Origin of the sequence: Streptomyces sp. ISL-66 (assembly GCF_018614135.1) — a bacterium.
Classification (GTDB): domain Bacteria; phylum Actinomycetota; class Actinomycetes; order Streptomycetales; family Streptomycetaceae; genus Streptomyces.
In genome coordinates this window covers 22,122-33,982 of sequence record NZ_JAGGOW010000035.1, presented here as the reverse complement: position 1 = coordinate 33,982, position 11,861 = coordinate 22,122, and the positions used below count along the sequence as shown (strand labels likewise).

The window sequence follows — 11,861 nt, the reverse complement described above, 5'->3', positions numbered from 1 at the left end:
GCTACCAGAAACGGACTTAACGTCCACTCAGTGCCACGAGCGAGTCCCGTGCGAAAACCTCCTCCTGCTTGGAACTGCCCTGAGTGTCTTGCAGGGTTCGCCGGAGCTCGTCGTAGATGTTCTGCGCGCGTGCGCTGGACTCTCCCTTCGCCATGGCCGGCCACTCCTCGTCGATGACCGCGACCGTGTACTGGCGAGTCAGGTCACGGACCCGTTCGCGGGAGGCGGTGGGCAGGGGCCGCGTGGCCCACTGGAGGTTGATGAGGCTCGCCCCCTCGTTGCTGACGTCTTCGGAGGCTTTGGTGAGGCTCGCTTGGGCAGAGACGATGGAGAGCGCCAGGATGAAGCTGAACAGGGTCCTGTTGAGCCCCGAAAAATGGTCGAGGGTGTCCTTCAGGGCGTGGTGTTCGTGCCAGTGCTCGGGCACGTACCGCACCATCAGGGCCAGGAGTAAGAGCGACGCCAGGACACTGCAGGCGACGAAGGCGATCGATGACCATTCCATGCGGCCAACCAACCCGAGCGACACGTGGGCACGGCGGCGTTCCGCAGTGGTTCACCACATTGAGTGGATGCCCCGGTCAGGCTGCTGTCGGCCTCAGAGCTGGGGGACGTACGGGGCGAGGCCGACGATGAGGATGCACCGTTCCCCTGGCCCCGGCTGGTGACCGAGTCCTACCGGGGCGACGTAGTGGCTGACTCGGTGGTCGTGCACTGCGTAGCCGTCCAGCGGATCGCGGAGGGTGAAGCGGGCGTGGATGTCCATCTCGTGAACGTCTTCCGGCCCCAGGCCGGCGCTGTCGGGGGTGGCGATGACGTTCTCCCCGCCGGTGATGTTGCGGTAGCTGATCAAGTGGGCGAACGTGAACGTCCGGGGGGAACCTCCGTCCTGATGGAGGCAGTTGGGCAAGGAGACAGCGACCTGACCCGGGCTCTCGACACCGAGCTTGATCAGATGCACACCGACCCACATGGGCCGCCTCTCGAAGCCTTCCAGCCACAGCGTCTGCCCGATGTCCCAGCGCACGAGCCGCTCCAGGAGCGGGTTGGTCCGCAGCGGCTCCGGAATGCCGGGGAGGGCTCGTCGAGGGTAGTACTCGGTGACCGTGCCGTGCACCGGATCGGGCGTCCCGGGAATCCACGACAGCTCGTCCTTCCACGGGAGGTACACGGCGTGGGAGTAACGGCGGTAGCGATTGGTTCCCGGGGCGTACGGGTCCGGGGGGAGATCCGCGCAGCCTTCCGTGATCTCGGCGAGGTCATCGGCGGCCGCGCCGGCCGGGTCGATGCCGAGCTGCGTGGGACCGTAGCGGGCGAACCCGCTGTGACGCAGGCCGTTCATGCCGTCAGCCGGCATCTCCGAACCGCTGAGCGGCCGCCCCTTGGACGCAGTCTCTTCCACGTGTACCTCCAGCAGGTCGCTCGCAGTCGCTCTCGGAGGCCGCGCATGTCGCTCGCATACCGACCGGCCCATGCCGAACGTGACGACGCACGGCCCGAGTGCAAAGCTACAGCGGGTCTTCGACCGGCAGGGCACCTCGCTGGCTACGGGGGGCGCGGAGGGGCGGGGGCGGCTCAGCCCGGTGGCGGTGGGGGTAGGACGAGGATCGAGTCGCTGTGGGTTTCGGTGGTGAACCCGGCGGCGTGCAGAGCGGCGGCCAGGGCGAGGCCGGTGGCGTGGCGCAGTCCGGTCAGCTCGGCGTTGTGGTCGCCGGCGGGGGGTGGGCCGTGGGTGCGGGTGTGCAGGTCGTCGATCTCCTGGGGCGTCCATCCGACCATCACGCCGCGGGCGTGCAGGATCAGGTGCACGCCCGTCTCTCCCGCGTCGCCCGGGCCGAACCCGGCTGCGCCGAGGGTGGCGGATACCGCCTCCAGGAGCTCCGCGTCCGTCTCGTGACTGTCCGCATGCCGCACTGTCGAGGGCCCTCCATGGCGGCCGTCCGTTGCGGGACCAGGCCGGGGTGGCTTCAGCCGGCCGGGTCCCGCCTGTGTGGACCTTGTCTTCGCCCTGCCAACGGTGCCACGTGCCTGCTGCGGCCGCTCGCCGGGGGCAGGGCGGGGGTGCGGGGGCGGGTGACACGTTCACACGGTCGGCGGCGCCGGAGCGCGGGCGGGCCCCCGGCGGCTGACGATGGACATTCCGCTGTGTCACTGTCGACGGGAGGCACCCATGTTGGAGCGCAGGTTGCGCGAGGACGGCGCCGAGGTCACGTTCGTACTGCCGCCGGATGTTCCGCCCGGGCCGGTGAGCGTGGTGGGGGACTTCAACGACTGGCAGCCCGGCGTCCATACGCTCGAGCCGCGCCAGGACGGCCGGCGGGCGGTCACGGTCGAACTGCCCAGCGCCACCGTCCAGTCCTTCCGCTACCTGGCGGCGGGCGACTACTGGTTCAACGACGAGAGCGCCGCAGACAGCGAGGGCTCCAACAGCCGACTGCATACCTGACGGTCCCGGCATCAGGCATCAGGCATCAGGCATCAGCCACCAGTCACCGGGCACCGGGCACCGGTCACTGGTCACTGGTCCTGAATGCGCCGGAAGGGCCGGTCGGCCTCCAGCTCGAACGCGATCTCCAGCAGCTTCCGCTCACCGCCGGGACGGGCGGAGAACATCACGCCGATGGGCAGTCCGTCCGTCGTCGCGTGCGGGGCGGGCACCGAGACCGACGGAGTGCCGACGACGTTGTCGACCGGTGTGAACGCCACGTACGCGAGGATCCGTTCGATCAACTGCGCGTAGGGAACGGCAGGACTGAGGTGGCCGATCGGTGGCGTGGTGTGGGCGAGCACGGGTGACAGCAGGAGGTCGAGCCCACGGAAGGAGGCCGCGTACGCCTCCCTCGTACGCTTCAACCGTCGCAGGACGCCGGGAGTCCGGCGCCAGTTCCGTAGGTACTCATCGCGCAGGCCCTGGCTGAGGCCGTCCATGCGGTGCCGGTCGAAGTCCGCGCCGAGGGTCCGCCCCGTGGCGCCGAGGAGGAAGGACAGCATCCCCCAGTACGTGAGGAAGTCGTCCGTGAAGCTCGGGTCCATGCCCAACTCCACCGGCTCCACGGTGTGTCCGAGCCGTCCGAGCGTCGACACGGTCTCCGTGACCGCCGCCCGGGTCGCGGCGTCGGAGCGGACACCGTTCGGCGAGTCCAGCAGGAACCCGATGCGCAACCGTCGCCCCGAGGGGCCTTCGACCAGGCCGAGGGGCGGCAGGTCGGGGCTCCGCCGGTACGTCTCCGCGGCGGCGAGGAACGCGGCGGCGTCCCGCACGGAACGGCTCACGATTCCGTCGGAAATGATGTCGAGTGGTAGTTGCCGGGTCAGGGCGCTCGCCACGACGCGGCCACGGCTCGGTTTGAGGCCCACGAGTCCGCAGCAGGCGGCGGGTATCCGGATCGAGCCACCGCCGTCGTTGGCGTGTGCGATCGGCACGGCGCCGGCAGCGACCAGCGCCGCGCTGCCGCCCGACGAACCGCCCGCCGAGTAGCCCGTGTGCCATGGGTTGCGCACCGGCTCCGCGCCGTCGTACTCGGTGGTCGGACTGAACCCGAATTCGGGCAGCCGGGTCTTGCCCAGGACCGTGACGCCGCTGCTCAGGAACTGCTGGGCGAACGGCGCGTGCCGCCGCGCGGCCCTCGGCCGGAAGGCGGCGCTGCCGTGGCCCGTGGGCAACCCCCGGTAGTCGGTGTTGTCCTTGATGAAGGTCGGCACACCGGAGAAGGCGCCGCCGGTTGCGGCGGCGCCTTCTCCGGTGTGCGCCGGACCGGCGACGTGCGCTTGGACCGCGCCCAGCCGTCCGTCAACCGCCCGCACCCGCTCCCTGGCGTCCCGGGCGGCCTCGGCGGGGGAGATCTCGCCCCGCCGGATCGCCGCGGCGAGACCGACGGCGTCGTGCTCTCCCAGGGCGTCGTCCCGGAAGGCGTGCACGATGGACCGTTCGTCGAAATTCGTCACCGCTGCCTCAGCCCCCGCCGTGTGGATGGTCGCCCGCCATCATTCCCTACCGTCGAGTAACACGCGAGGACTTCGCCGACCCTTTCGATGTCGCCGCACGCCATCAGGCGGGCCGCCTATCCGTATCGGCTCAGTTCGTGGAAGAAGCCGTCGACGACGTGCAGTCGGCCGGTGCGGGCGGCTTCCTCGTAAACGTGTTTGCCGACGGCGAGGTCGAGCACGCCCAGGCCGAAGGGTGAGAACACCACCGGCCGGTCTTGCGGCAGTGCCACGCGGCCGCTCGTGACGTCGTGCAGCGTGCCGGCGAGGAAGTCTCGGTTCCCGGTGAGCTGTTCGGCCAGGTGGGGTGAGGTGTCGGCTTTGAGGCAGTGCTCGACGTCGTCGACGATGTTGGTCGAGGCGAGCAGGATTTCGGGGGCGAGGTCGCGCAGTGACACGTGCAGGACCAGGGGGTTGTGGTCGAACCATGCCGGGTCGGTGACGTGTGGCCGGTCGGCGACGGTGGCGAAGACGATCAGGTCGCTGGAGCGGATCAGCTCCTCGGGACTGTCGTGCACGGTGATCCGGGTGGTCGCATGGGTGGCTTGCAGGTAGCCCTGGAACCCGGCCGCGCTGTCGGCGGAGATGTCGTGCACGCCGATCTCGTCGAAGGACCAGCCGGTTGCGGCCAGGAAGGTGTGGATGTAGCGGGCGATCAGGCCCGTTCCGAAGAATCCGACGCGGGTCGGGGCTGTCCGGCGGCCTCGGCTGAGCCTGTGGGCCGCTGATGCGGCCATCGCGGCCGTCCGGGTGGCGCTGATGATCGAGCTTTCCAGGCAGGCGAACGGGTAACCGGTGTCGTGGTCGTTGAGGATCAGCACGGCCGAGGCCCTGGGGATGCCGGCCTGCACGTTGTCGGGGAAGCTGGAGATCCACTTGAGGCCGTCGACCCGCGCCGGTCCGCCGATCGAGGCGGGCAGCGCGATGATGCGGGCGGTCGGACGGTCGGGGAAGCGCAGGAAATACGACGGCGGGTTCACCGACTCGCCGGCGGCGTGGAGATCGTACGTGGCCTCGATCAGCTCCATGATCTGCTGTTCCTGGCCCTGGAGGGTCTCCTGGACCTGCGCTCCGGAGATCACGGCGAACGGCGGCACGGTGATCGGCGCCGGCGCCGGCGCCGGCGATGCGTCCGGGTCGGCCATCGGGGGCTGCGTCGCAGTGGGACGGGACGTGCTCATCGGGTGCTCCCCTCGGGGCCCGCGGTGGGGGTGGACGGGAAGGAGGCCGGGGGTCGTGGTGCGGCCATGGCGACGAGGACCTCGCGCGGCGGTTCGAACGCTTCCCTGCTGTGGGCGGTGCGGAGGTTGTCGATGAGCATCAGGTCGCCGGACTGCCACGGCTCGCGGATGGTGTGCTCGGCGTAGACCGTGTTGATCAGCTCGACCACGTCTTCACCGATCGGGTCGCCGTCCCCGAAACGGGTGTTGAACGGCAGGGCTTCGGGTCCGTAGACGTCGACGAGGTACTCCCGTACCTCGGGCGCCAAGGTCCACTCGTTGAGGAACGCGATCTGGTTGAACCAGCAGCGCCGGCCGGTGGCCGGATGGCGCACCACGGCGGGGCGGCGCTGTCGGGTGCGCAAGCTGCCGTCGCCTTGCCAGGCGAACTCGATGGCGTTGGCGCGGCAGTAGTGCTCTACGGCTGCCCGGTCGTCGGTGCCGAATGCCTCGGTCCAGGAGGCGCCGATCTCGTCGTTGTAGGTGCGGGTGAGGAGCCAGCCTTCCTGTTCGAACCGCTGGACGAGTTCCGGCGGCAGTGCGTCCAGGACGTCGGCGGAATCCGCGAGGGCGGTGGCTCCGCCCGTGGTGGGTGCCGTCAGGCAGGCGAGCAGCAGCAGACCGGGAGGGCTGTGGGTATAGCTGAGCTCGTGGTGCATGCACATGGGCTGGTTGACCGGCCACGCCGTGGAGGAGTACACGCCAGGGGAGTAGGCCTGACGGGGAGCGAAGGCTTCGGCGTCTGTCATCAGGGCGGGGGACAATCGGCCGAAGACGGCGCCCACTTGCCCGGCGTCGCACAGGCCGAGCCCGCGGACGAGCACGGCACCGTGTTCGGTGACGAGGCCGAGCAGGGTGTGGCGATGTTCGGCTGCCCAGGCCGGTAGATCGGCCGGGGCGGGAGTGGGGACGTGCAGTATCGGGGGCCTGCCGGGGTGCAGGTCCACCCGGGGGACGGACGCGGAAGTGGCCACGGGGCCGGTGCTGATCGGGGAGTGGGTGGTGAATGACATGGTCTTTGTCCTTTCGGTGGCGTTGAGGAGGAAGGCCGGCGATCAGGGGGAGGCCGGCTGTGCGGCGGGGCGCTGAGGGGATGCGGTGTCCAGGAAGCGGGCCAGATCGGTGAGGACCGGGTGCCGGGTGACGTCTCCCGGGGATACGGCGCGGTCCAGGGTGATGGCGAGCTTCACGGCCGACAGGGAGGTACCGCCTCGGTCGAAGAAGTTGTCGCGCCGGTCGATCCGTCCTTGCTGAATGCCGAGCACGGTCGCCCACGCGGCCGCCAGCCGCTGTTCGGCGGGGGTGTGCGGCCTCTCGACGTCGCCCTGGACGCCGTCCACGAAGCCGTCCTGGACGCCGTCCTGGGCGGCGTGTAGCTGCGCGGCCAGGGCCGTCAAGGCCTTCCGGTCGATTTTGCTGTTGGGGGTCAGCGGCAGGCTTTCCCGCCAGTGGAGGGCCGAGGGGACCATGTACCCGGGCAGTGACGCGCCCAGCCGGTCGAGCAGGATGCTGGTTTCGATCGGGTGCGGGGCGGTGTAGAACGCCACCAGCTGGGTGCTGTGGTCGGGCAGTTCGGCGACCACCACGGCACTGTCGCGTACCCCGGGCGCTCGCAGCAGGGTGTTTTCGATCTCGCCGGTCTCGATGCGGAAACCGCGGATCTTGACCTGGTTGTCACGGCGACCGAGGAATTCCAGCTTGCCGTCGGGCAGCCAGCGGCCGACGTCGCCGCTGAGGTACAGGCGCGTGCCCTCACGATGTGGATCGGCAAGGTACGTCGGCCGGGTGCGCTCGGGGTCGTTGACGTACCCGCGGCCGACGCAGATCCCGGAGAAGGCGATCAGGCCGGGCGCGCCGAGCGGCACCGGGTTGAGGTGCTCGTCGACGACGTAGAGGTACACGTTGTTGACGGGGCGGCCCAGCGGGACCCGGTCGGTGTCCGGTACGCGCTCCATGACCTCGTGGTTGGTGTCGTCGCTGGTCTCGGTCAGCCCGTAGGCGTTGACGAGCCTGATGTGGGGCTGGGCGGTGAACCAGCGCTGGGCGAGCTCCTTCTTCAGCGCCTCACCCGTGACCGACATGTACCGCAGGTGCGGCAGCTTCCGGGGGTGCTGCTCGAGATGGGACACGACGACGTCGAGGTAGGAGGGGACGACCTGCAGCACGGTGACCTGGCCGCGGGCAACGGTGTCGACGAACCGCGAGGCGTCGAGGATCGTTTCCTGCTCGATCAGCAGGGTCCGCCCGCCGACCAGCAGTGGGGCGAGCAGTTGCCACAGCGAGATGTCGAAGCACTGGGGCGCGGTCTGGGCGACCACCTGCCCTTCGCCGATGTCGAGGTCGTCGATCTTGGCGTAGAGGTGGTTCAGCATGCCCAGGTGTTCGCACATCGCGCCCTTGGGCTCACCCGTCGAGCCGGACGTGAAGTAGATGTAGGCCAGCTGGCCGGGTGCGACGTCGATACCGAGATCAGCCCCGGAACGCTCCTGGCCGCAGGCGGTGTCGACGAACAGCGTCTGGAGTGCGGGGTGGGAGTCGAGGGCCCGCAGGAGGGTGGCGTTGGCGGCCGGGTGTGCCATCGCGAGCCCGCATCCGGCACGGGCCAGCATGGCTTTGATGCGTTCCGCCGGGAGGTGCGGTTCGATGGGCAAGTACGCGCCGCCGGCTTTGAAGACGGCCAGTACGGCGGCCAGCCAGTCCAGGTTCCTCTCCATGGCCACCGCGACCACCCCTTCACGGCGGAGTCCTTGGGCCCGCAGGGCGCGGGCCAGCCGGTTGGCGCGGGTGTTGAGCTCGTGGTAGGTCCACATCCGGTCGCCGTGCTGGGCGGCGACGGCATGCGGGTGCTGGCGTACACGCTGCTCGAACAGCTCGTGCACTCGGCGATCGGGCAGGTCGCGGCGCGGCCCGGCAAGGCCATGGAGCTGGAAACGGAGCTCTTCGGCCGACAGGAGGCTCCGACCCGCGTGATCGGCATCCGGGTCAGCGGCGATCAGCGCGAGCGCGGTCAGGTGATACCCGGCGATCCGGGCAGCGCAATCCGCATCGAGGACCTCGGTGCGGTAGCGCAGCCGCAGCGTCAGCCGTCCGTCGTCGTGGTGGACGACGCCCATCCACAGCGCCGTGCCCGCATCCAGGGTGCTGCTGTCCCGGGTAGGCTCACCAGCGCCGCCGGGGAGGTCGCCGCTGAGGTCCGTGGGGTCGAAAACGGTCTCGAAGGGCGGTTCGGTCAGACCGAGTTCGCGCCTGAGGTCATCGACGGGGAAGTCGTGGTTGGCCACCAGCTGCGCGATGGCGTGGCGGGTGCGCAGCAGCAGGATCCGCCATGAGCCCGGACCGGTCGTCAGCCTGCACGGCAGCGGCCGGCCGCCGACAGCAGCGACGTAACCGGTGGTGACCTCCTGATCGCCGCTCAGCGCGGCCAGCACCTTCGCGTGGGCGGTCAGCAGCACACAGTTCAGTGGCACCGCCAGCTCATCTGCCAGCCGGCGCAACGCTGTCGCCTGTCCGGCCGGGACCGGCGTCTCGTAGGCGGACACGCCCGCAACCGGCACCCGGGTCCAGCGCGGAAGGGGCGTGAAGCCGCTGCCGGCGGTCAGGACGCCGTGCCAGAACTCTCTGCTGGTGGATGCGTTCAGTGCCATGAGGGGTCTCTCCTGTCTGCTGGTGCTGGTGCTGGTGCTGGTCTGGTTGGGTATCAGGCGCCGTCGAGCGAGTTGGCGTACAGGGGTGCGGCGCCGGACAGGTGCTCCGGCAGCGTGGTGGAGGGCGGGGCGTCGTCGGGCAGCTCCCGGGCCGGGTTCCCTGCCCACCGGGCCCGATGGGGGACCTGCTCGCCCTTCATGAGGAAGGAGTCGCAGGCGAGCTGGACGCCGTCTGCCAGCGTCACGCCGTAGTGGACGAACGCGCCGACACCGAGGGTGCTGCCGGCACCGATCGTGCTGCGGTCGGATTTGAAGGCGCCGTCCTCCTGCGAGTGGCACTGGACCACCGTGCCCGCGTTCAACGTGCAGTCGTCCCCGACGGTGACGAGGGTCCGCTCCGGGAAGAAGCAGCCGTCGTCGAAGACCCGCTTGCCGATGCGCGCGCCCAGCAACCGCCAGAGGACGTTCTTGAACGGGGTGCCGTCAAAGGCCTGTGCGTAATCGACCGACGCCATCTTCCAGTAACGCTCGTGCCGCCAGAACGACGGCTCGTAGATCGAGCAGTACAGCGGCTTCTGGGCCTTGAATCCGGTGGTGGCCCGTTCGATCAGCGCGAAGTAGACGACGGTCAACGGCAGGGTGACGACAGCGGCCAGCGCGAACGCCAACGCACCTAGCGAGGAGTAGAGGGTTTCGGCGCCCAGGGCGACGAGGGTCAAGGCGAAGAGATGGATCCACCGCGCCATCAGGAACAGCCCCGCCGTGACGGCATTGTGCCGGTTCTTCGCGGCCAGGCGCCGACGCAGCTCGCTGCCGCTCTCCAGGTCCTGGAACCGGGTGTCCCGCATCACCGTGCGGGGAATGGTGAAGGCAGGCGAGCCCAGCAGGCCCACGTTCTCCCGTACCTCTCCGTCGACCGGGACCATCACCTTCGTCGCCAGCAGACAGTTGTCACCGGTCTTGGCCTGCGCGGGATAAGCGACGCGGTTGCCGAGGAAGTTGTGGGCTCCGATCGAGACCCGGGACAGCCTGAACGACGTGTTGGAGAATTCGGCATTGATGACGGACAGGCCGTCGGCGACCATCGTCTTGCTGCCCACCGAGGTCAAGAACGGGCTGTCGTGCTTCACGTCGGAACCGAAGTTCGAACCGGTCTGTGTGACACGGGACAGGTCGTAGCCGAGATAGCGCAGGTAGTGGACGATCGCGGAGCTGTCCCCGAACAGCGCCGTGAAGAACTTCCTGTTGGTCATCGTCGTGATGGCCCGCTGCAGACCGTAGTGGACGCCGTAGAGCGGATAGACCGTATCCGGCTTGACCGCCCGATTGAGCAGGCGCGGCACCACGCCCTGGATGACGAGCCCGGCGAAAGCGCCGCCGAAGAACAGCACGAAGGATGCGGCCAGCGCACCCAGATAGAACGTTCCCGTGGTGTACGCCGAAGTCCCCTCCGCAGGCGCAGTGTTCAGCTGCGACAGCGGGCCCAGCAGCAGGGTCACACCGCCGGTGGCCAGCGGCAGGTACCCCAACAGCAGGGCGAGCAGCTGCCCGATGGTGTAAAAAACCTTCCTGGCGGTGGAGCGGTCGACGGCACCGACCGTGCGGAAGTTCGTGTCGGTGGGCTCGGCCGGCGACCCGTGCCAGCGCTCGCCTGCGGGGACGGTCTGACCGGAGTGCAGGCTGGAAGCGTGTCCGAGCTGGGCCTGGTCGCCCATCGAGGTATTGATGTCGAGGACGGTCTGCGCGCTGACGAGGACGTTGCGGCCGAGGGTGACGGGGCCGGTTTGGATGAGACCGGCGTGTGCCCGGTAGCAGGAGAAGAGCGCATCCTTGTGGATCACCGTTCCGTCACCGATCGTGAGCAGATCGGTGCAGACAGGGACGTGCGTCGAGAAGATCGCGACATCCCGCCCGATCTTCGCGCCCAGCGCCCTGAGATAGGCCACGTACAACGGCGACCCGGTGAACAGACGGACAGGACTTGTGCGGATCAAGGCCTTGACCAGCCACAAGCGTACGTAGCTGAGGCTCCATACGGGGAACTCGCGGTCCGTGAAGCGACCGATGAGGGTCCACTTCGCCACGATCGGCACCATGCACAGGCCGGCAAAGCCGGCGCTGCCCACCAGTACGGAGCGCAGGTAGACATCGAACACGCCGGCGCCGCCGCCGACCCACTCGAAGCCACGGACCGTGGCCAGGGCAGCGAGGTAGGAATAGCCGAGGAACGCCAGGAACTGCAGCATCCCGCACAGCAGGTACTGCCCTGTGCCCGCCCGCGCCGCCGCTCTGCGCGCCGAAGCAGACATCGGCGTGGATGCCGGGACGGCCGGGACGGCCGGATGGGCAGCCGACTGGACGGGTACGGGTGCTGCTGAGGCTGCGGGCGCGGAGAGCGCGGGTGCGGCCGGGGTGAGCGCGGCGGCCAGGCTGTTGACCGTGGGATGCCGGTAGACGTCCTTCATCGATACGGGCGGCAGGTCCGCCCGCTTCCTGACCCGGGCGCAAAACCCGGCCATCACCATCGAATCGGCGCCCAGGTCATCGAAGAAGTTGCTGTCGCCCGGCACCTGCTCCACACCGACGACATCGGCCAGCACCTCCGCGAGGAGCCCCGCGGTCTCGGCCGCAGGGCCGCCGGGTGCGACACCCGATCTGCTGTCGGAAAGCGTTGAGGTGCCGGGCGGGCAGGCCGTCCGGGCAGCGGTCGTTTTTTCCAGCATGTGTGCTCCTCGACGAGGTTCCGGGCGCTGCGCGCCGCAGCGGTCGGCACCCGCTATTGCGAGTGAGGACGTCGTCTTCCGTCCGAAGAAGGCCTCAAGCCTTCAAGGGCGGATTCGCGATGCCACCCCTCCAGTAGGCCCGGCTGGCACATATCCGTCACGTCGCTGAATGTCGTGGCTTGACAGCATTTATGCGCAGCGGTAAGCGGCCGCTGCACCGCCGCGGCCCCGGAAAGCCCGGGCCGCCCGCCGCGTATCCGTGGTCGTGGCCGGTGTCAAGCCACGACATC

9 protein-coding genes are annotated in these 11,861 nt (G+C 69.3%); 1 reads left to right on the top strand and 8 read right to left on the bottom strand.

What is annotated here, in order from left to right; genetic code table 11:
- Positions 1-16 precede the first annotated feature (16 nt).
- The 3 genes from J7E97_RS07720 to J7E97_RS07710 form a co-directional block, all read right to left on the bottom strand.
- Positions 17-505 (bottom strand): hypothetical protein, encoded by a 489-nt coding sequence (locus J7E97_RS07720; RefSeq protein ID WP_215023746.1) that lies wholly within the window; start codon positions 503-505, stop codon positions 17-19.
- A gap of 93 nt (positions 506-598) precedes the next feature.
- Positions 599-1,402 carry a 2OG-Fe dioxygenase family protein gene (locus J7E97_RS07715; protein ID WP_215023744.1) on the bottom strand — a complete coding sequence of 268 codons (804 nt, stop codon included), beginning with the start codon at positions 1,400-1,402 and terminating at the stop codon, positions 599-601.
- A gap of 173 nt (positions 1,403-1,575) precedes the next feature.
- Positions 1,576-1,914, bottom strand: coding sequence for a hypothetical protein (locus J7E97_RS07710; protein WP_215023742.1), 339 nt, complete (start codon positions 1,912-1,914; stop codon positions 1,576-1,578).
- Positions 1,915-2,170: 256 nt separating this feature from the next.
- On the opposite strand from J7E97_RS07710, the gene J7E97_RS07705 reads away from it, so the two are divergent.
- The gene (locus J7E97_RS07705; RefSeq protein WP_215023741.1) at positions 2,171-2,446 is read left to right on the top strand and encodes a hypothetical protein; all 276 of its coding nucleotides are present in this window, start codon (positions 2,171-2,173) and stop codon (positions 2,444-2,446) included.
- Positions 2,447-2,517: 71 nt separating this feature from the next.
- On the opposite strand, the gene J7E97_RS07700 is transcribed toward J7E97_RS07705, so the two are convergent.
- From J7E97_RS07700 to J7E97_RS07680, 5 genes are all read right to left on the bottom strand, one after another.
- Positions 2,518-3,945: an amidase gene (locus J7E97_RS07700; protein ID WP_215023739.1), complete on the bottom strand. Its 1,428-nt coding sequence runs from the start codon at positions 3,943-3,945 to the stop codon at positions 2,518-2,520.
- 116 nt (positions 3,946-4,061) lie between these two features.
- Complete coding sequence (gene sbnB, locus J7E97_RS07695) at positions 4,062-5,129, bottom strand: 2,3-diaminopropionate biosynthesis protein SbnB (RefSeq protein ID WP_251054056.1); 1,068 nt, start codon at positions 5,127-5,129, stop codon at positions 4,062-4,064.
- A gap of 32 nt (positions 5,130-5,161) precedes the next feature.
- On the bottom strand, positions 5,162-6,217 hold the full coding sequence (locus J7E97_RS07690) for a TauD/TfdA family dioxygenase (protein ID WP_215023735.1): 1,056 nt from the start codon (positions 6,215-6,217) through the stop codon (positions 5,162-5,164).
- Positions 6,218-6,259: 42 nt separating this feature from the next.
- Complete coding sequence (locus J7E97_RS07685) at positions 6,260-8,848, bottom strand: amino acid adenylation domain-containing protein (protein WP_215023733.1); 2,589 nt, start codon at positions 8,846-8,848, stop codon at positions 6,260-6,262.
- Between the two features lie 53 nt (positions 8,849-8,901).
- A complete protein-coding gene (locus J7E97_RS07680; protein ID WP_215023731.1) occupies positions 8,902-11,571 on the bottom strand; it encodes a Pls/PosA family non-ribosomal peptide synthetase in 2,670 nt (889 codons plus the stop codon).
- Between the last annotated feature and the right edge of the window lie 290 nt (positions 11,572-11,861).

Excerpts from the sequence above, each read along its gene's own strand:
- J7E97_RS07705 (WP_215023741.1), top strand. The coding sequence starts at position 2,171 with ATGTTGGAGCGCAGGTTGCGCGAGGACGGCGCCGAGGTCACGTTCGTA.
- J7E97_RS07685 (WP_215023733.1), bottom strand. The coding sequence starts at position 8,848 with ATGGCACTGAACGCATCCACCAGCAGAGAGTTCTGGCACGGCGTCCTG.
- J7E97_RS07690 (WP_215023735.1), bottom strand. The coding sequence starts at position 6,217 with ATGTCATTCACCACCCACTCCCCGATCAGCACCGGCCCCGTGGCCACT.
- J7E97_RS07720 (WP_215023746.1), bottom strand. The coding sequence starts at position 505 with ATGGAATGGTCATCGATCGCCTTCGTCGCCTGCAGTGTCCTGGCGTCG.
- J7E97_RS07680 (WP_215023731.1), bottom strand. The coding sequence starts at position 11,571 with ATGCTGGAAAAAACGACCGCTGCCCGGACGGCCTGCCCGCCCGGCACC.
- sbnB (WP_251054056.1), bottom strand. The coding sequence starts at position 5,129 with ATGGCCGACCCGGACGCATCGCCGGCGCCGGCGCCGGCGCCGATCACC.